The following is a 20,139-nucleotide window of genomic DNA, read 5'->3' on the forward strand; positions in this document are numbered from 1 at the left end:
AGCCCTCCTGGTGGTTCAGTATTTCAAAATCGGTCGATTGAACGTCCTGATCTGGTGCGCAGGCCGGGCGTTTGGCCTTAGCCTAGTGCGCTGCTTTTCGGTGATTTACCGTGCGCAGGATCGGTGTCGTTGTTTCCTGGTGGGGAAGATAGTTTCCCAAAAGGAATTACTGCTCAATCTAGAAAAAGAGATATCTCTTTTGGAGTAGTCCGCCGCTAATCACCGCGAAGGCATGGAAGTTGCTCGGCAAACGCCATAGATTTCCAAAGGGCAGGCGGATGTCATTGAAAGCTCCAATGCGACCCGGGTGGTTGGGCCAATGGTTCCTGCGCACGCGACCACGTCAGGTGGACGACGTGCGCGCCTTGCTGGCCAAACTGCCGCTATGCCTGGCACGCGCAGACGATGCTTTGCCCCATTTTCTCGACCGATTCGAAGCGCTGAACCCTGGTAGCAAGCTGGGGGTGTTGTTGCCTGGCGAAGACTTCGGTCCCAAGCGCCGGACGATGGTCAGCCCGTGTGATGAGGTCTCCAGTTGCCCGTGGCGCGACGGCGAGATGGCTGAAGCACCGTTGGCGTGTCCGGCGTGCCAGCGCCGCGGGCGTCATCGATTGCTGACCGCTCTGCCGGGCACTGCACCCGGCAAGCGCGGAGTCTTGTTGCTGGACACGCCATACCCTGCCAGTCGCGGGTTTCATGGCTTGTTGGGGGAAACGGCACGGGTGGTGGGGGTGACGATGCAGTTGCTGTGTCACAAGCGTGAGCAGCAACGCAAAGAGGCAACGTTCCAGCACGGTGCATTGGCGCGCGAACTTCACGATTCGGTTGCACAACAATTGGGCTATCTGTCGTTTCAGGCCAGCCTGATGCAGGCAGCACTGCGTGAGCCCGAGCAGGCTGCCGTTCTGCTGACCGATTTACGCGGCGGGTTGAGCCAGCTTCAACGCCAGGTGCGCGAGCTGATCACCAGCGCTCGCCTGACCATGGATGGACGCTCGCTGCGTCAGGCATTGGCTGATTCCGTGGCCGAGTTTTCCCGACGCTGCATCATCGTGTTCGAGCTGGACAATCGTTTGACCGAAGATGCGCTGTACCCGGAAACCGAATTGCAAATTTTACAGATCATCCGGGAAGCATTGGCCAACGTGGTGCGGCACTCCCACGCCCGGCATGTGCGGATCGAACTGCGCCAGACGCCGCAAGGCGAGATTTCGGTGACTGTCGAAGATGACGGCATCGGCTTGAGCCCCGCGTCGCTGGAGGAGAATCATTATGGCCTGGCGATCATTCGTGAGCGCGCCTCGACCATCGGCGCACAGCTGTCCATCGAAACTATCCGTCCTCACGGCGCTCGCGTGCACCTGAGCCTTATCCAGAACAATGACGACCCACTGAGGCGCTTCGATGAGCAGCACGACCTTATTGTTGATCGATGACCATCCCTTGTTCCGCAAAGGGCTGGCGCAATTGTTTGCCGCCAGCGATGACTTCGATGTGGTGGGCCAGGCCGCCAGCGGCAGGGAAGGGATCAACCTGGCCCTGCGCCTGGCGCCCAAGCTGGTCCTGCTGGACCTGCATATGCCGGGCTTGAGTGGTTTGCAGGTGCTCGACGAGATGAAGCAGTTGGGGCTCGAGTGCCAGATTGTGGTCTTGACCGCTTCGATGGATCGCGGCGAGTTGCTGACTGCCTTACGCCTGGGCGCCAGCGGCTATGTCTTGAAGGAAACCGAGCCGGAAGCGCTGCTGGCGTACATGCGCAATTGCAGCAAAGGCGCGATTGTCCTGGATGACTGTCTGGTCTCGCTGCTGGCCGGGCACAACGACATCAGTGCCGATGCAGCGCTGGACGGGGTGGAAGACTGCGGCCTGACTGATCGCGAGGCACAAACGCTGGCATTGATCGCCTCGGGCATGAGCAATAAACAGATAGGTCGTGAGCTGGGTATCAGCGACGGCACGGTGAAAATCTACGTGAAGAACCTGTTGCAGAAGCTCAATCTGCGTTCGCGACTGGAGCTGGCAGCCTGGGTGCACAAGGCTGCATCAATGAGAAAAGAGGAGCGGCATTGATGGCCGAGCACAGCGCGACAACGCTTGAGTCAATATTCACCCGCCAGGCACTGCAGTATCTGGATGTATTCCCCATCGCCTTGCTCGAACTCACTGACAAAGGCGAGATCACCCACTACAACGCCGCCTGGGCCGACCTGATGGAGTTGCCGGGTGATGAACGCAACATGGTTGAATACGTGCATCAGGAAGACCGTTCCCTGTGGCGGCAGGCGTTGTATGAATTACGCCGCCGCCCTGATATTTCCTTCAATCAGCGCCTGCGTTTCGTGCATCCCCAAGGTGAGCTGCGTTGGTTCGACATCAGCCTGAAACGGCGTGATGTCAGGTTTTATCTGGTGGTCAACGACATCACCCAGCACAAGCGCCGGGAGATTGCCTTGCAAGCCAGTCAGCGCAGCGCCCTCAGCCTGCTGGACAGCATGCCCGGCCTGATTTATCGCGGCCGCAATAACCACGACTGGACCATGGAGTTCGTCAGCGCCGGCTGTCTGCAGCTCACCGGTTATCCCGCCGAGCGCTTGATGGACAGCCACGACTGCACCTACAACAGCCTGATCCACCCCGACGATGCGGATTACGTCTGGCGTGAGGTTCAATACGCCTTGTCCCGGTACCAGCCCTACGAACTCAGGTACCGGATTCGCTGCGCAGACAACTTGATCAAGAACGTCTGGGAAAAAGGCGTCGGCATCTATTCGGACAGTCGCGAGGTGTTGGGTATCGAGGGTGCGATTTTTGAAATTGTCACTCCATAGGCAGACCCGACGTGAAGGGCTGTTAGCCGGTACTTGCTATTACCTTTACGTTAACGTAAATAATGAGCTACGTGCTTTTGCCAGTGGCTCAGGTTTTGCTCTTTGCAGAGAACACCTGCCTGACCGGGCAAACTTTTCTTTACTGCCACCTGAACCGGGTGTAGACATTCTCAACAGCTTGCGTGTCTCGTCGCCAGCTCCGGGAGTGGCTCGGGGATGCACTGGGCGGACCGATTCGGAGCGCTGAATGTCGCTAATAAAAACAATAAACGCTGAGTTACAAAGCGAAGCCCGGCTGGCCCGGGAGACACTGCACGGCGAAGGTGAAGTGCCCGATGGGGTGCTGCGGGCCGAAATTGATGCCTCATGGCGGCGCAGTCTTAGCCACGGTGTGCATTTCAATAGCAAGCACGAACTCGCGCTGGAGTCGACGGCCAGTCTTGAGTTGCTGTTGGCGAGCAATCGCTTGCTTATCGACGCTGCGACGCCGGAGATCGACTATCTGGCGGCTCAGCAAGGCAAGGAAGGGCTGATTATTCTGGCCAATGCCGACGCCACCATTCTCGCCCTTGAGGGGCGCGCCGATGACCTTAAAGGCAGCGGCTTGCAAGACATCGCCCTGGGTGCCTGTTGGAGTGAGGCGGCTCGCGGCACCAATGCCTTGGGCACTGCGCTGGTCGATGCTCGTCCGACGTTGATCGATTGTGGTGAACACTTTCTGGATCGCTTGAGCCCTTTCTCGTGTACGTCTGTGCCGATTCACAGCCCCCATGGCGAGCTGCTCGGTGTGCTTGACCTGACCCGCGAAGGCCCTTTAGGGCGCGTTCAGGACAGCACTGCGCTGTTGTGCATGGCTGTCACCCAGATTGAAAGCCGGGTGTTCAACGCGACCTATCCGGATCAAATCGTCCTGGCCTTCCACAGTCGTCGCCAATACCTTGAATCCGCGTGGCAGGGTCTGCTGGCATTGGATTTGACCGGAAAGATTCTGGCGGTCAGCGCGCATGCCTGTCAGTTGCTCGGTGTGCCTCGGGCAGGGTTGGTGGGGCGGCGCTGTGAAGAGTTTCTGGGCATCGATGGTCTGCAACTGCTCGCGCGTCTGCGGCAAGGCAGCATAGGCAGCTTGCAAACCGCCAAGGGCGAGTTTTTCTATAAAGCCCTGCGCGCGCCACAACGCTCGCCTAACGTGGCCAGTGTGGCTCGGGGCGCGCCTAAAGCGGCCCCCGCGCAACCCAATCTCGAGGCGCTGGCGGGAGGTAACAGTCGGTATGCCCGCGCGCTGCGCATGGCACGCCAAGGGCTGGCGAACGAGCTGCCCGTTTTGCTGCTGGGCGAAACGGGGACCGGCAAGGAGGTTATCGCCCGGGCCCTTCACCGGGCGGGTGTGCGCGGTGATAAACCGTTTATCGCGGTGAACTGTGCAGCCATCCCTGAAGGGTTGATCGAGTCCGAATTGTTTGGTTATCGCGAGGGCGCTTTCACCGGCTCACGGCGTGGCGGCATGATCGGTCGCCTGCAACAGGCCCACGGCGGCACGCTGTTCCTCGACGAGATCGGTGATATGCCTTTGGCACTTCAGGCCCGCCTGCTGCGGGTGCTGCAGGACCGTAAGGTCGCGCCATTGGGCGCAGGCGAGGAACAGGATATCGATGTCGCACTGATCTGTGCCACCCACCGCGATCTCAAGCGTCAGGTTGAGGAAAAGCAGTTCCGCGAGGATCTTTTTTACCGGGTGAATGGCATCAGCGTGATGTTGCCCGCCTTGCGTGAGCGTGACGATTTTGATGCGCTGGTGAGCAGCTTGCTGGGCAAATTGGGCAATGTGACGGTCAAACTCTCCAGCGACTTGCAATCGTTACTGGCGGGCTACCACTGGCCGGGCAACATACGTCAGTTGGAGATGGTGCTGCGCACAGTGTTGGCCATGCGCGACGAGGGCGAAAGCGAGCTGGGGCTGGAGCACCTGCCCGACAGCATGCTTGATGACCTGAGCGCCTGTGACCGTCCTCAAACCGGCCGTATCCGCGAGAATGAACTCGAGTTGATCCGCAACTCTCTGGACAGTCATCAGGGCAACGTTTCGGCCGCCGCTGACGCGCTAGGCATCAGTCGGGCGACGCTGTACCGCAAGCTCAAACAGTTGCGCAGCTGATGCAGCGGTTGATTGTCAGGCTGGTCGACAGCAAGGACCCGCAGGCACTCCACGACGCGTTGACATGGCTGTACGGCTTCGTCCGTCCACATCGCCTGGCCATTGGCGGTTTGTTGGGCCTGTCGCTGTGCGCTTCCTTGCTGGTGCTGGTGCAACCCTGGCTGACCAAGTTGCTGATTGACGATGGCTTGCTGGCGCGTAACTTTTCGATGCTGACGCTGATCGCCGGATTGATGATCGGTGCCGGGCTGCTGGGCACGGTGTTATCCGGGATCAACCGTTATCTGTACACGCGACTGTCCGGGCGGATCCTGTTCGCCTTGCGTGACGAAATTTATCGGCATTTACAGACACTGTCGCCGACGTTCTATGGACAACGACGCATTGGCGACTTGATGTCCCGGCTTGATGGCGATGTCGCGGAGGTCCAGCGCTTTGCCGTCGATTCACTGTTCTCGGCGGTCTCCAGCATCATTGGTCTGGTCTTCGCCGTGGCGATGTTATTGGCCCTGTCCTGGAAACTGTCACTGCTGGCCGTGGTGTTGATTCCTTTGGACATCCTCTGGCTGCGCTGGATGCGGCGCAAAGTTGCGCATGAGGTCAAACAGTTGCGCGAGCGTTCGGCGGACGTGTCGTCCTTCATGGTCGAAACCCTGCCGGTGATGAAGTTCATCCAGGCGTCCGGTCAGCAGCAGCGCGAAGCACGCAGGCTGGAGTCCTTGGGGCAGGGCTACATGACTCAACTGCTGCGCCTGCAAGTCACCGAATTCTTCACCCAGGCGGTGCCCGGCACCTTGACCTCATTGTCTCGGGCCTGCGCGTTCCTGATCGGTGGTTATTGGGTGGTGCAGGGCACTTGGCAGCTCGGCGCGTTGATCGCTTTCTCTACGTACCTGGGCATGGCCGTCGGCCCGGTGCAGAGCCTGCTCGGGCTGTATGTCGCCCTGCAGCGCATGACCGTGAGCCTCGGCCGGGTCATGGAGTTGCGCGGTGAAAAGCCGGGAGTCAGCACGCCGGAGCACCCGCTGCCGATGCCCACCACGGGCGAGGTGTGGTTTCAGTCGGTGCACTTCAGCCATCCGGGGCGTCCGGCGATCCTCAAGGGCATTGATGCGCGTATCCCTTATGGCCTGAAAGTCGCCTTGAGCGGCGGCTCCGGGGTGGGCAAGTCGACGCTGATCGATCTGCTGCAACGCTTCCAGGACCCGCAAGCCGGTCGTGTCTTGCTCGACGGCTGTGATCTGCGTGATCTAGACCTGTTCGAGTTACGTCGGCGCATCGCGGTGGTCAGTCAGGACATTGTGCTGTTTCGCGGGAGCCTGGCGGACAACCTGTCCTACAGCTCGCCAAACGCCAGCCGTGCGGCGATTGCCGAAGTCGCTCATCTGGCTCAATTGGACAGCCTGATCGAGTCCCTGCCCGAAGGCCTCGACAGTCCGCTCGGCGAGCGAGGACAGCAGCTTTCCGGTGGGCAGAAACAACGAATCGCCATCGCCCGCGCACTGTTGCAAGACCCTTTGATTCTGGTCCTCGATGAAGCCACCTCGGCGGTAGACGAAGCCACCGAGCGTGAAGTCATTTGCGCCATTGACCGGCTGTTTGCCGGGCGGACACGGATTTTAATCAGTCATCGTCCATCGACGCTGGCGGATGCGGACCTGCGTTTTCACATGGTGGACGGCGTGCTTACGTCGTCGACAGTCGTCCATGAGGCCTGAATCGCTTATCCAGCCTGTGCGCATCGGCATCGTCGACAGCGGCCATTCGCCCGCGCAACAGCGTCGGGTGGTTGCCAGTCGACGCTTCTTGCTGGTGGAGCAGGGGTTGGCAGAGGATGAGGTGCTGGAGGATGAACTCGGGCATGGCAGTGCGATCATCGATGCTATTTGCCGACACGCACCCGAGGCTGAGTTTTGTGTGGCCCAGGTCTTCGATAAACGTGGGGTCACCAGTGCGATGCAAATCTCAAGCGCGATCGATTGGCTGGCTGAACACGAAGTTCGCCTGATCAACTTGAGCCTGGGGATGCGTCAGGACCGAAGTCTGCTGCGTGAAGCCTGTGCGGCGGCGCTGAAACGTGGGGTATTGCTGTGCGCCTCAAGTCCGGCTCAGGGCGAGGCAGTATTTCCGGCGAGTTACCCGGGTGTCGTGCGGGTTACCGGCGATGCACGCTGTGGTGAGCAGGATTGGTCGTGGCTTAACAGCGCCCAGGCGGATTTCGCCGCGTGCGTGCGTGGCACGTTGGCCGGGCAGTCCGGTGCCAGCCTGGGTTGCGCGGCCTTGAGCGGGCATATCGCCGCGTATCTGGCTGAACAACCGCACGCCTCTAACTCGGAGATCATCGATTGGCTAAGGGCCTATGCCCGTTACCGTGGTCCTGAGCGGCGGGTCGGGCCATGAGTACGATTCTGATTTTAGGCGCCGGGCCTGCGGGCGCGGCGGTCGCATTGGGCCTGCGCCGGCTCGGTTACCCGGTCTCGATAGTCAGCGAGTGGCGACGCTTCCCCGCACTGGAAGGTGTATCGCTGAGGGTGTTGGAGGCGTTGCGTGCGGCGGGCCTGGAGCATGCGCTGGCAGATGCTACGCTGCCGTCCCAGCGTCAGGTGTCCTGGAATGGTCAGCAGCACGCACAAAATATTGAATGGCTGCTGGATCGCCCACGGTTTGATCGCGGCCTGCGCGAGGATCTGCAGCGTGCCGGTGTCGAGCTGATCGAGGGGCGTGTGCTGGCGGTACAGTCGACTGCCTCGGGGCATCGGGTGCAGATTGAAGGCCACGCCGATCTTCAGGCGGACTTTTTGGTCGAGTCACGCGGTCGTCAGGCACCCGCGCTGGGTAAAGGTCTGCGCGGGCCGGAAACCGTCAGTCTGCTCAACCGCTGGCAGGGCGTGCCGGGGGCGACCGCGAGTGCGGTCGAAAGCATCGAGCAGGGTTGGGTCTGGATGGCGCGCCAGGCCGATGGGTGTTGCTATTGGCAACTGACGGTGGACGTGGCCAGCGCCGAATTGCCGGGTAAAGCCCAGCTACTCGACTACTGTCGGGAGAGGCGCCAGGCATCGGCGCTGGCGACGGCATTTTTTGCCGACGGCACCGAGGTTGATGTGCACCTGCATGCCCGCAGCAGCACGGCCATTCTTTGCCCGCAGGTGTGCGGTGACAACTGGATTCGGGTCGGTGATGCCGCCATGGCGGTGGACCCGCTGTCGGGCAACGGTATCTTCCAGTCACTGTCCTCGGCGCTCCAGGCCCCGGTGGTGATCAACACCTTATTGCGAGCGCCTGAACGTGCGGCGTTGGCCCAGCAGTTTCACCGGCAACGGGTCGAGCAGTTGTTTTTACGGTTCGCCAGGATCGGGCGTGATTTTTATGCCGATGAGCAGCGTTGGCAGGATCAACCTTTCTGGAAGGCGCGTCGCCAATGGCCGGACGCTGATCTGGCGCACAAACCGGCTGATTTCGCGGCCATCAGCCTGCAGCGGGCCCCGGTATTGCGCGACGGTCTGGTGGATGAGGCTGAAGTGGTGGTGACGGCGGATCAACCGCTGGGGGTCTGGCACTTGCAAGGCATCGAGCTAGCACCGTTGGTCCTTCGCCTGCAAACAGAGCCCGCGCAGCAGGTGCTGGCGGATTTGTCGAAAGAACAGGAGCATCTAGTGCGCAGTTGGCTGCTCAGCCAGGGCTACCGTCCTTAAACACCCTCCGGCAGTGAGCCTGTCGGAGGGTGTTGCTGGCTTACAGTTTGATCAGCACGGATTTCAATTCGGTGTAGTGCTCGATGGCGGCGTAGCCCATCTCCCGGCCGACCCCGGACATTTTGTAGCCACCGAAAGGCAGCGCCGGATCGAGCGCGCTGTGGCAATTGACCCACACCGAGCCGGACTTGATCCGGGGGATCATCCGGTGCACGACTGCCAGGTCGTTTGACCAGACGCTGGCGCCCAGCCCGTAGGGACTGTCGTTGGCCAGACGCAGGGCATCGGCTTCATCATCGAAGGGAATCGCCACCAGTACCGGTCCGAAAATTTCTTCCTGGACCAGCGGGTTTTTCTGATCGACACCGACGATCACGGTGGGCTTGACGAAGAATCCCGGCCCGAACTGTTCGCCGCCACAGGCGATGGTCGCACCGCCCTCACGGCCCATCTCGATGTAGCGCGACACCCGCTCTTGTTGCCGGGCCGAGATCAAGGGGCCCATGTCCACGCTAGGGTCCAGGCCGTTACCCAGCTTCATCGCATTGGCGATATCCGAGATGTCGGCGACCACGTTATCGAAGTGCTTGCGCTGCACATACAGCCGCGAACCGGCACAGCACACTTGGCCCTGATTGAAGAAGATGGCGCTGGCAGCCCCGGCGGCAGCGGCCGCGAGGTCCGCATCACCCATGACGATGGTCGGTGACTTACCGCCCAGTTCCAGGGTGACACGGGTCATCGAATCCATCGCGATCTTGCCGATCTGCTTGCCGACGGCGGTGGAGCCGGTGAAGGTCAGTTTGTCGACCAGTGGATTGTGCGTCAGGGCGGAGCCGGCAGTGATGCCGGTGCCGGTCACCACGTTGAAGACCCCGGCCGGGTAACCGGCTTCGAGTGCCAATTCCGCGAGCTTCAGGGCGCTCATTGGCGTTTCGTCAGCGGGCTTGAGTACCACGGTGCAGCCCGTCGCGAGGGCTGGGCCGAGCTTCCAGCAGGCCAGCAGCAGCGGGAAGTTCCAGGCAACGATAGCGCCCACCACACCCACGGCCTCACGGCGGATAAAGCTGTGAAACTGATCGTTGGGCATCAAGGGCATCGAAACTTCGACGCTGGAACCTTCGATTTTGGTCGCCCAGCCGGCCATGTAGCGCAAGAAGTCGATGGACAGCTGCACATCCATGACCCGCGCTACCGCCGCGCTCTTGCCATTGTTCAGACATTCAAGCTGGGCCAGTAGCTCGGCATCGCGCTCCAGCAGGTCGGCGAGTTTCCACAGCAGGTTCTGCCGCTCACGGGGCCGGGTCCGGCTCCAGGCCGAGTCATCAAACGCGTGGCGAGCTGCGAGTACCGCGCGATCGACATCGTCCGGCGTCGCGCAGGGCACAGTGCAGAGCACTTCACCGCTGGCGGGGTTATGCAACGTCATGACGTTGCCGTCGGCGGCCTCGACCCACTCGCCATTGATCAGCATGCGGGGTACACGTTTTATAAAGGCAACAGTGGCGGGTAGCAGGGATGAATGGTTCAGCATAGGAGTGACCTCTTGTTATTCGAGTGGATGCGAGGTCTTTCGCAACGGCTGTGCCAAGTCGACTTGACGGGTTAACTGATTGATTTAAATAATTATTATTTGATCGGTTGAAAACGGTGGGCAGTTTGAGTGTCGCAAACTGCGACAGATGATTAAATTTAAGACCCTGATTTTGCTGGGCTTTAGGTACCTCGGTAGTGGTCAGCTGATACTGGACACAGTTTTAAGTTTTTCTTCGGTTTTCGCCGGGGCCAGATCTGGCGGGTATTTTCGCCTAAATGGGGGTGGCCATAGATTTCATTAGACCACTGCAGTCAGGGGGTGACGGCATATTCCAGGGTGCGTTCGGAGTTTCGCTCGCGCGCGCTTTTTTATGCCGATATTTTAATGCTAGTCACGTCTTCGTTACTGGGCGAGAACGTTACTGATTGCATTAACCGCCAATTGTGAGCCTTTGGCATTCAAGTGATTGTAGTCCATGTAATAGGAATGGGTGTCGCCTATCAGACACACCTGTTGTTGACAGAAAATATTGTCCAGCGTGACCAGTCTTATTTTATTTTGCTCGCTGTCTAGCTCGAAAAGATGACGAGTGAATTGCTGAAGTTGATTGTGTTTTGACAGTGGCACGGACAGCTCGCTTACCCTCTGTAGTATGTTCTCGTCGCTCGATCCTGTTCCGCGGGCGAGTTGGTAATAAAGGTTTTTCGGATCGACCATCTGCTGCGGAACCTGAGCCACTATGTAAAGATGGGTGCCTAGCGCCTGGTAAGCCTCGACGGTTTTATTCAGGGCCTTCTCAAACACAGCCCTTGATGCTTCTTTGGTTTTTTCCTGGGTGTCTTGGGACACAAGAAAATAGCTGCTCTTTTTCCACTTGTCGTAATCGCCATCCGTATAAAGCGTCCAGCGTGAGACAAGAATTACCGTCTTGATGCCGTTCATTTTTACATAGTCATATTCGCGTCTCGCGAGGGCTTCGCACACGCCCACAACATAATTGCCAGCGAGAACATCCACACCCAACAGTGGAGGGCAGCCAGCCAGACCGATATGCACAATGGTTTTCCCCCGCTCTTTGCCTGCGGTGTCGAAGGCGGGCAATAGCACTTCTGCGTGGCTGTCGCCAAATACAGCAACCTCCGGGGTAGCGTTTTTGTCGACCGCCCCAAATAAGCAGAAATCGATGCTCCAACCGTTGCCATCGTAATTTTTATCGCAGGGAAAGCGTATTTTTGTGAAGGTAAATGATTCCAGCGCTACCGGATCTAAATCAAACCGGCTGGCGAAACCTTCGTTGGTATATCCGGTCAGCCCAACGCCTATGAACATCAGTGAAAAAATGGCCCCCAACGTGAATATATGATGTCTTTTTATCGAGCTTTTTTTTCGGAAAGCCTGTTCTATAAAGCGCCAGCTCAAATAAGCTAATACCAGCGACAATAGGGTAAGCGCAAGCATGATCGTTGAGCTCGGCTCGACCAGGTAGCTCTCACGCGCGAAGGCGAAAATGGGTTGATGCCATAGGTAGGCGCTGTAACTGATCATTCCGATCAGCACGAAGGCGCGAGTGCTCAGCACCCTCCCTACTAGGGTATGAGCGTTGGCAAAAATGATAATCAAGGCTGCGCCAATTGTCGGGATCAAGGCATGCAACCCGGGGAATGAGGTGGTACTGTCGAAGGTAAATATGGCGTAAAGAATTAACGAAGTACCGAGCATTGTTGCTGCTTGATTAATGGCTTTCGGGCCATTCTCCAAGCGAGGCCGCCAGGAAAAATAAAAGGCGATGAAGGAGCCCACCAATAACTCCCATGCACGGGCATGCAATAGATAAAAAGATGCGGAGGATTCATGGGTCGCACCGTGTTCGGAAATGACCAGGCTCATCATTGCACCGATCATCAGAATGGCGACGATCCTTTTTCGACCCAGTCCCCAAGCGGCCATCAGGATCAGTGGGAAGACCAGGTAATACTGCTCTTCCACCGCGAGGGTCCAGGTATGCAGTAACGGTTTCAGCTCCGAGGTCACATCGAAATATCCACTCTCGCGCCAGAACAGCACGTTAGACGAAAATGTTGGCACCGCGATTAAACTCTTGGCAAAAAACTTGAAGTTCAGGGGGTCAAGCCATACCCAGGCCATGGGCAGGCAAGTGAGCATCACTACGAATAATGAAGGTAATATCCGCCGTGCTCGGCGTTCATAAAAGTTTACCAGCGAAAATTTACCAGCCAGCATCTCGGCCAAAATGATCGACGTAATCAAATATCCAGAAATCACGAAGAACACATCGACACCGATAAAGCCGCCGGAAAATAACTGAAAGCCTGCATGGAAAAGAATAACGGGGACGACCGCCATCGTGCGCAGTCCGTCGATTTCTGGGCGGTAGTTCAAGGCCGGGTTGTGAATAGTGCTCATGATGAGTCGACTCTTCCACGTTGAGTTTAGGTATTAAAACTTGATTCATGCATGAGGACGTTCATGTCGAGTGAGCGTGCACAAAAAACGCGCAGGCAAATGCTACCGCCAGACGCAAAACGCAAAACGCCTAAGGGGGCGGCGAGGATAGATAGCCAGTGCACTGACGCCCCTTCAGCGCTGCGTGCCAAAGCCCACTACAGAGCCCTGATCTACACAGTCATTTGAACGGAATCTGAACGTTGCTGTGTTCAAGCGGTGGTGTTGTTTTATTGGGGGGCACGGTAGCTCTCTGCCGGGTCATTTTTTCCATTGGGTCTGAGGACACCCAAACGATGATAGCTCAGATTTTCATCATGACTAGCCCGCTCCTTTATCGACAGGGGGAGTCCACTCCCTCGCCCATCAGCAGCATACGGGGGCCGTAACCGTCCAGACAACACGCTTACATTGGCCTCTGCCTGTTGATAATAGGTTTGATTACAAACAATCCTGGACGTGACTTTTTGGTAGAGCCGAAATCAAATGAGTATTCGGCAATCAGGTAAACGATTTTATCTAGCGTCGTGTTTAAACAGCTTGCAACGTGTGCGGCATAACGCCTCGATCTCGCTCATCTTCTGCGTCGGCAGCTGCGTCAGTATGTCCTTCAAGCACTCGAACAGATCATGCCCATCGAGCTTGGCCGACTAGATCAAACTCATCAGCGTGGGGGGTTGTTACCTATGGGTACCGTGCCGTCATCGAGAAGGCCTTATCCGGTACCCACTGTCAAAAACCGCAACATACTTGAGGCGCCAGCGCGGGTAAGCATCAGGCGCGACTCGGTGGTCAGACGTGCCATGCGAACTATGCTCGTCTCAGAGTGGAACAGTTGTCGCGAAATTAAACGCAGCCAGGGTTGGGCCAGGCATTAACGAAGTTAACAATAAGGTTTAACTGTTTGATTTAAATAAGTATTACTAATCTGGCACGCTACGTGTATTGGACATCTCCAACTAAAAAACAAAAAGCACCGTGGGAGGTTCGACGTTGATGAAGAGAAAACTCCGAGCAGGCATGACGAGCGGTTTGCTGGCGATGGCCGCTTGCGTCGCTCTGCATTCGCCTCCAAGCATGGCGGCACGTGATGCCCAAGGCATCCTCAGGGAAACGTGTCAGGGCTGTCACACGCCTGAGGCCGATAAAGGCCTGAGCCGCATCAGCCACCAGCGTAAAACGCCGGAAGGCTGGCTGATGAGCATTGCGCGCATGCAGACCATGCATAAGCTGCAGATCAGCGACGAAGACCGTCGCACGCTGGTCAAGTACCTCGCTGACACTCAGGGCCTGGCGCCCAGCGAGACGGATGGCGTGCGTTATGCGCTCGAACGCCGACTCAATACCGTCGAGCACTTTGATGATCAGTTCAGCCAGATGTGTGGCCGCTGTCACTCCGGTGCCCGCGTTGCGTTGCAACGGCGTCCGGCGGAGGAGTGGGAGCGTCTGGTGAACTTCCACCTGGGGCAATGGCCTTCACTGGAATATCAGGCGCTGGCCCGTGACCGTGACTGGTTCGATATTGCCCGCAAAGACATGGTGCCACTGCTGGCCAAAAAGTATCCGCTGGAAAACAAGGCCTGGACGGACTGGCTAAAAGCCCGGCCGCACGCAGATGCGCTGGTCGGAGAGTGGAGTTTTAGTGGTCAATTGCCCGGCAAGGGTGAATTGTCGGGAACCATGAGCGTCAGCGCCGATGGCAGTGACCAGTTCAAGGTTGCGGTCAAAGGTCAGTACACGGACGGTAGCCCGTTCAATGGTGACGGCAGCGCGATTCTCTATAACGGTTACGAATGGCGCGGCAACCTGAAAATCGATGGTGTGGCCATGCGTCAGGTGTTTGCGGCCAAAGACGGCGAACTGCAAGGGCGGATGTTCGAGACCGCGCATGATGAGCGTGGGCTTGACTTCATTGCGGCCAGACAGGGTTCCTCTCGTTTGCTCGCGGTGCAACCGGGGTATCTGAAAGCAGGCAGTGAAACCGAGGTCAGCTTGATCGGCAGCGGCCTTAAAGGCACGCCAGACTTTGGTCCAGGGGTTCAGATTGTCGAAGTCCTGGAGCAAACTCCGGAACGCCTGCGGTTCAAGCTCAAGGCGGCAGACAGTGCTAAACCCGGCGTTCGGCAAGTCACGCTGGGCGTACTCAAGGGCGTGACCCTGGCGGTTTATCAACGCATTGACCAGGTCAAGGTTGTGCCCGAGTTCTCAGTGGCGCGCATCGGCGAGAACGGCGGCTCTACGCCGAAGGTTCAGGGCCGCTTCGATGCCGAGGCCTGGGGCAAGGGTGCTGACGGCAAGCCTTACCGGATTGGCGTGTTCCCGGCGCAGTGGAAGGTCGAGCCGTTCGACGACCGTGCCAAAGAGGACGAAGACGTCAAGTTCGCCGGCAGCATGCAAGCCGACACCGGTGTGTTCACGCCGGGCGGTGCGGGACCTAACCCCGAGCGCAAAATGTCGACCAATAACGCTGGCAACCTCAAGGTCATCGCGGCCGTGGATGATGCCGGTAAATCGTTGACCGGTGAAGGCCACATGATCGTCACCGTGCAGCGTTGGAACAATCCACCCATTCCCTGATCCGGTGTCGCGTCTGGCTGCTCAGGTCGGGCAAAACCAAAGGTTGAGGCATTGTTCAGGAATGACCGGGATTCTCCCCGCAACGGAGGGTTCCAGAGGAGGTTGCAATGGGCGTTATTTTGAATCTGGTCGAACGAAATCTGCATGAAGTGCATGTCGATTCCGACCGCATGCTGTTCCATATTCCCAGCAGTTCCCTGTTTGCCAGCGATGAGCTGACCGGCAGTATCATTGATACCTTGCGTGGCGAAGGCTGCTCATCAGACGATCTGATATCGCAGTTGGCCAACCGCTACGGTGGCGAAGAAGTTACCGAGACCCTGCGTGAGTTGATGGCCCTGGAACTGGTCAGCGATGGTTCGCCACTGACCCCGGACATCGGGGTCAAACGGGTTGAACGCACGGCGATCAATACCGTGGTCTTGAACGTCAACACCGGCTGTAACCTGAGTTGTACCTATTGCTATAAAGAAGACCTCGACAAGCCGTCTGAAGGCAAAAAGATGGACGTCGCAACGGCAGTGGCATCGGTTGAGATGTTGCTCAAGGAATCCCCTGACGAAGAGCGCTACACGGTGGTGTTCTTTGGCGGTGAGCCACTGAGCAATCGAAAACTGCTCGAATACATGGTTGATTACTGTGAGAAACGCTTCTCTGAAGCCGGCAAAATGGTCGAGTTTGTGATGACCACTAACGCCACGCTGCTCACTGAAGAAATTGTCGATTACCTGAACGCCCATCGCTTCGGTCTGTCGGTCAGCATCGACGGCCCCAAGACTGTCCATGACCGCAACCGCATCACCGTTGGCGGGCAGGGTACTTACGACGTGGTTCGACGCAAGGCGCAAATGCTCCTGTCGCGTTACAACAGCCGTCCGGTCGGTGCACGGGTAACCCTGACCAAGGGCGTCACCGACGTCGAGACGATTTGGGATCACTTGTTCAACGAGATGGGTTTCGCCGAAGTCGGCTTCGCCCCGGTGACCTCCGGCGACATCAGCACTTACAACCTGTCCAGCGAGGAACTGATTGAAGTTTTCGCCAGCATGAAGGCTCTGGGTAGACGCTATCTGGAAGCTGCGCTGATCCATCGCAATATTGGATTCTCCAACCTGCATCAGTTGATCACCGACATCCATGAGGGGCACAAGAAAGCCCTGCCATGTGGCGCGGGCTTGAAGATGCTGGCCGTAGACCATAAGGGCGAGTTGAACCTGTGCCACCGGTTTACCGGCTCAACGCTGCCGACATTCGGCAACGTTCACACCGGGGTCAAACAGGTGGAGTTGAACGACTTCCTGTCCCAGCGCCTGGACCGCACCAATACGGGGTGTGAAGACTGCCGCATTCGTAACTTGTGCTCGGGCGGCTGCTACCACGAAAGCTATGCCCGTTATGGCGACCCGGCTCATCCGACGTATCACTACTGCGAACTGATGCGCGATTGGGTCGACTTCGGTATCGAAGTCTATACCCGGATCATGGCGGTCAATCCTGCGTTCATTACCAGCTATATCACTCCGCGGAAGGCGCATTGATATGAAACATCTCAAAGCAATCAACAATAAAGCCCTGAAGCTTGAACAGGCTGCGGCAGAGAACCGCATCGAAGAAGTGGTGGCCATGAGTTCGGTCGCCGGTTGTGCCTCGACCACTGACCCAGGCTGGGAAATCGACGCATTTGGGGGGGTGTCGTCGCTCTGCCAACCCATGGAAGCAGACCTCTATGGCTGTTCCGATCCATGTTGGTGGCCTGCCCAGGTGCCCGACATGATGAGTACCTATCCCGACTGGAACAAGGATGCGCAAGCCTCCAACGACAGCTGGCGCAATCTTGGAACAGTGTTCCCGGACGACAAATAAAAAATCGGACAGATGAACATGAGGGATATCAGCATGCTTCGCTCAGGCACCTGCGGCCTTGCCGCTTTCGCCATCCTTGGCACCTGTTCATTATCGGCCCTTGCCGATACGAACCCGACACTCGATCCCGGCCATGAGTACATGGTCACGACCAATTACCCGAACAACCTGCACGTCATCGACCTGCAGACCGACACCCTGTACAAGACCTGCACGTTGCCGGATGCCTTTGGTCCGGGCACCGTTCAGTTATCGCCGGACCACAAGATTGCCTACGTGCTGAATAACCACTATGCCGATGTCTATGGCGTTGAACTGGACAGCTGCAAGCAAGTCTTTCATGCCAGCATCACCCAGAAATCGGGTGAGAAAGCGCGGTCGATGTTCGCGTTCACGGTCAGTCACGATGGCAGGGAGCTTTACACCGTTGCCAACCCGACATTGATGCTCAAAGACCGCTATGAAGTGCAGCAGCCGCGCCTGGACATCTACGCCACCGATGCCGGCATGGACGCTAAGCCGGTACGCAGTTTTCCAGCCCCGCGCCAGCTGACCATCATGCAGAGTGGCGATGACGGCACTTTGTATGTGGCCGGTGCGGATGTCTACAAGGTCAACGTGAAAACCGGCAAGTTCGACGTGTTGATCCCCAGTCGGCACTGGACGCGTCCGTTGTACAGCCCGCCAGACGTGTTGTATGTGTGGAACCAGCAGACCTACAGGCATGATTTTGCGCTGCTCTACACCACTGCCAGGTTCAAGGACAAAAAAGAGGACCCGGCCACGGCCGACCTGCTTTATGGCTTGTTCAGCGTTGACCTGAAAACCGGCAAGACTGAAACCACGGACTTTGGCCCTTTGACCGAGATCTACTTCAGCGGCATGCGCTCGCCCAAAGATCCGAACCTGATGTACGGCGTGCTCAACCGGTTGGCCAAGTACGACATCAAGCAGAAAAAGCTGGTCACAGCAGCCAGTCTGGATCACTCCTACTACTGCATTTCCTTCAACAAGGCGGGCAGCAAGATCTACCTGGCCGGCACCTTCAATGATGTGGCGATCTTCGATGCCGACAGCCTGAAACCCTTGGGGAAAATCAAATTGCCCGGGGGAGACATGGCAATTACCACTGCGCAGATATTCATTCGCTAAACGCTCTCTGATCAAGCGCCACTCAAAAAACCGCAGTCCGGAAAAGGCTGCGGTTTTTTCGTCTCTAATCGGATTAAAGTGTGCACTGTGAAATGCCCCGGAACCTAAGGGGCATGCCTGTACTCCCACCTACACTGATTGAAAACTGGCAGGAGACACTCGATATGAAGATTCTGATGGTGCTTACGTCCCATGACAAACTCGGCGATACGGGCGAAAAAACCGGTTTCTGGCTTGAGGAGTTTGTTGCGCCGTACTACGTTTTTTTAGATGCAGGTGCAACGGTCACAGTGGCGTCCCCCAAAGGCGGTCGGCCCCCTCTGGACCCGAAAAGTGACGCCCCGGACGGTCAGACCGAAACGACTGAGCGCTTCAAAAAAGATTCGGCTGCGCAGCAGGTACTGGCCAGCACAGTCAAGCTGGCCGATGTGCAGGCCAGTGGTTTTGACGCAATCTTCTATCCGGGTGGTCATGGCCCCTTGTGGGACCTTGCCGAAGATCCGAAGTCCATCGCCTTGATCGAGGCGTTCTACAGTGCCGGTAAGCCAGTCGGTTCGGTCTGTCACGCGCCGGGTGTACTTCGCCACGCGAAGGTCAATGGCGAGTCGATTGTCAAAGGCAAGCGCGTAGCAGGGTTCAGCAACAGCGAGGAGGCGGCTGTCGGTCTTACCCACGTCGTGCCGTTCCTGGTAGAAGATGAACTCAAGCGCCTCGGTGGTCATTATGAAAAAGTCCCGGACTGGCAAGTTCTGGCGATCACCGACGGCTTGTTGGTGACTGGCCAAAACCCGGCGTCTTCAAGTGCTGCGGCAAAGGCGTTGTTGAAGCTTCTGGTTTGACGGTGTTAAGCCTCCGGCAGCTCCGCGCCCGGCAGTGTTAAACTTCCCGGTACTTCACACGCGGGGAAATGGCTGTGCGCAGATTGTCCATAATGGTTGCGGTTTTGATGTTGGCGGGATGCGGTGCAGGCGAGCCGGATAAGCCAGCCAAGGTGCAGGCACCTGCCGTCGCGCAGGTCGCCGTGCCACAGTGGGATGTTCTGGTGGCAGAACCCAAAGCGGTCAGCGACCTGACAGACAGGCTCATCGAGCACGGGTTTCCTTCTTTTGTCGCGGTCCGGGACGGCAAGGAGCGAGTACTGCTGGGGCCGTTTAACTCAAGAGCGGAAGCCGAAGAAAAACGCGCCCAACTGGCAATGAAGATGAGCTACGCGGCTTCAGTGGTTGACCATCCGCAGTGAGCCTGTGGACGGCAGCAGGTGCAGCGCGACACCCTGCACGGGGGTGTGTTATCACCCTCGGTTCGATGTACTGATAAATAATGGAGGGGTTTTATGGACGAAGTACAGCGGTTAGGCGAGTTGTTGAGCGCCAATCAACGCAATGAAGAACACAAGCATCAGCAGTTCCACGCTGATCTGGCACATTGGGAATCGAGCATTCTCAAGCTGTACGAACAGATTGAAGGCTGGATGGCCCCCCTCAAAAACAGCGGGCAGATGGTGTTCGAATACGAGCCGCACCTTGCGCAAAGCAAGGGTTATCCGGATGAGAATTCGCCATTCCGCACGCAACGTATGACGCTGTCATTTGCGTCCCGTCAGGTGGTATTTGTACCCGATGCCATGGGCCCCAAAGGCCAGGTCTCGATTGCCGCGAGCGGCCTCAGTGTGCATGCTCAGGAACAGATTTCCCTGACCCTCACCCCGCCTGCGGAACAGTGGATGATGAACAAACGCATCGGCGTGAAGGAATCGGAAACCCTTCCGTTCACAGCGGATGGCTTTGCCAGACAGCTGCAGACGCTGGTCCCTCAGCACCCGGCTTAATGCAAATGGGTGCTGCCCTCTACGCAACGCGATCGCGCTGCGTAGGA

Annotated in this window: 16 protein-coding genes and 1 pseudogene; 14 read left to right on the forward strand and 3 right to left on the reverse strand. The window is 57.7% G+C overall.

Going from position 1 to position 20,139, the window contains the following annotated elements; all coding sequences use genetic code 11:
* The first annotated feature begins 296 nt into the window (after positions 1-296).
* From QN399_RS07620 to QN399_RS07650, 7 genes are all read left to right on the forward strand, one after another.
* Positions 297-1,436, forward strand: a complete 1,140-nt coding sequence (locus QN399_RS07620) for an ATP-binding protein (protein WP_330200791.1) — start codon at positions 297-299, stop codon at positions 1,434-1,436.
* Positions 1,405-2,070, forward strand: a complete 666-nt coding sequence (locus QN399_RS07625; RefSeq protein ID WP_322179080.1) for a response regulator — start codon at positions 1,405-1,407, stop codon at positions 2,068-2,070. The genes QN399_RS07620 and QN399_RS07625 overlap by 32 nt, the downstream gene beginning before the upstream one ends.
* Positions 2,070-2,828, forward strand: coding sequence for a PAS domain-containing protein (locus tag QN399_RS07630; protein WP_330200774.1), 759 nt, complete (start codon positions 2,070-2,072; stop codon positions 2,826-2,828). The genes QN399_RS07625 and QN399_RS07630 overlap by 1 nt, the downstream gene beginning before the upstream one ends.
* 247 nt (positions 2,829-3,075) lie before the next feature.
* Entirely contained in the window at positions 3,076-4,980 is a 1,905-nt protein-coding gene (locus tag QN399_RS07635; RefSeq protein ID WP_322179082.1) for a sigma-54-dependent Fis family transcriptional regulator, read from the forward strand.
* Complete coding sequence (locus tag QN399_RS07640) at positions 4,980-6,698, forward strand: ABC transporter ATP-binding protein (protein ID WP_330200775.1); 1,719 nt, start codon at positions 4,980-4,982, stop codon at positions 6,696-6,698. Before QN399_RS07635 ends, QN399_RS07640 begins: the two co-directional genes overlap by 1 nt.
* Positions 6,688-7,380 carry a S8 family serine peptidase gene (locus QN399_RS07645; protein ID WP_330200776.1) on the forward strand — a complete coding sequence of 231 codons (693 nt, stop codon included), beginning with the start codon at positions 6,688-6,690 and terminating at the stop codon, positions 7,378-7,380. The genes QN399_RS07640 and QN399_RS07645 overlap by 11 nt, the downstream gene beginning before the upstream one ends.
* A complete protein-coding gene (locus QN399_RS07650; protein WP_322179085.1) occupies positions 7,377-8,672 on the forward strand; it encodes a tryptophan 7-halogenase in 1,296 nt (431 codons plus the stop codon). The genes QN399_RS07645 and QN399_RS07650 overlap by 4 nt, the downstream gene beginning before the upstream one ends.
* Before the next feature lie 40 nt (positions 8,673-8,712).
* Here the strand turns inward: QN399_RS07650 and QN399_RS07655 are convergent, their stop codons facing one another.
* The 3 genes and pseudogenes from QN399_RS07655 to QN399_RS07665 form a co-directional block, all read right to left on the reverse strand.
* Positions 8,713-10,206, reverse strand: coding sequence for an aldehyde dehydrogenase family protein (locus QN399_RS07655; protein WP_322179086.1), 1,494 nt, complete (start codon positions 10,204-10,206; stop codon positions 8,713-8,715).
* A 405-nt stretch (positions 10,207-10,611) separates the two neighbouring features.
* A complete protein-coding gene (locus tag QN399_RS07660) occupies positions 10,612-12,633 on the reverse strand; it encodes an acyltransferase family protein (protein ID WP_323565779.1) in 2,022 nt (673 codons plus the stop codon).
* Between the two features lie 554 nt (positions 12,634-13,187).
* A pseudogene (locus QN399_RS07665) lies at positions 13,188-13,340 on the reverse strand (transposase domain-containing protein); the annotation flags it as partial.
* Between the two features lie 328 nt (positions 13,341-13,668).
* On the opposite strand from QN399_RS07665, the gene peaA reads away from it, so the two are divergent.
* The 7 genes from peaA to QN399_RS07700 all read left to right on the forward strand — a co-directional run bounded on the left by peaA (position 13,669) and on the right by QN399_RS07700 (position 20,092).
* Positions 13,669-15,249: a quinohemoprotein amine dehydrogenase subunit alpha gene (gene peaA, locus QN399_RS07670; protein WP_322179110.1), complete on the forward strand. Its 1,581-nt coding sequence runs from the start codon at positions 13,669-13,671 to the stop codon at positions 15,247-15,249.
* A gap of 107 nt (positions 15,250-15,356) precedes the next feature.
* Entirely contained in the window at positions 15,357-16,787 is a 1,431-nt protein-coding gene (peaB, locus tag QN399_RS07675) for a quinohemoprotein amine dehydrogenase maturation protein (RefSeq protein ID WP_322179111.1), read from the forward strand.
* A gap of 1 nt (position 16,788) precedes the next feature.
* Entirely contained in the window at positions 16,789-17,112 is a 324-nt protein-coding gene (gene qhpC, locus QN399_RS07680) for a quinohemoprotein amine dehydrogenase subunit gamma (protein WP_219059831.1), read from the forward strand.
* 33 nt (positions 17,113-17,145) lie between these two features.
* On the forward strand, positions 17,146-18,264 hold the full coding sequence (gene peaD / locus QN399_RS07685) for a quinohemoprotein amine dehydrogenase subunit beta (RefSeq protein WP_322179112.1): 1,119 nt from the start codon (positions 17,146-17,148) through the stop codon (positions 18,262-18,264).
* A gap of 164 nt (positions 18,265-18,428) precedes the next feature.
* On the forward strand, positions 18,429-19,103 hold the full coding sequence (locus QN399_RS07690) for a type 1 glutamine amidotransferase domain-containing protein (protein WP_322216517.1): 675 nt from the start codon (positions 18,429-18,431) through the stop codon (positions 19,101-19,103).
* A gap of 92 nt (positions 19,104-19,195) precedes the next feature.
* Positions 19,196-19,504, forward strand: a complete 309-nt coding sequence (locus tag QN399_RS07695) for an SPOR domain-containing protein (protein ID WP_322179114.1) — start codon at positions 19,196-19,198, stop codon at positions 19,502-19,504.
* 93 nt (positions 19,505-19,597) lie between these two features.
* A complete protein-coding gene (locus QN399_RS07700) occupies positions 19,598-20,092 on the forward strand; it encodes a hypothetical protein (RefSeq protein ID WP_322179115.1) in 495 nt (164 codons plus the stop codon).
* The last annotated feature ends 47 nt before the right edge of the window (positions 20,093-20,139 follow it).

It is taken from the genome of Pseudomonas sp. 10C3 (assembly GCF_036346185.1).
GTDB lineage: Bacteria > Pseudomonadota > Gammaproteobacteria > Pseudomonadales > Pseudomonadaceae > Aquipseudomonas.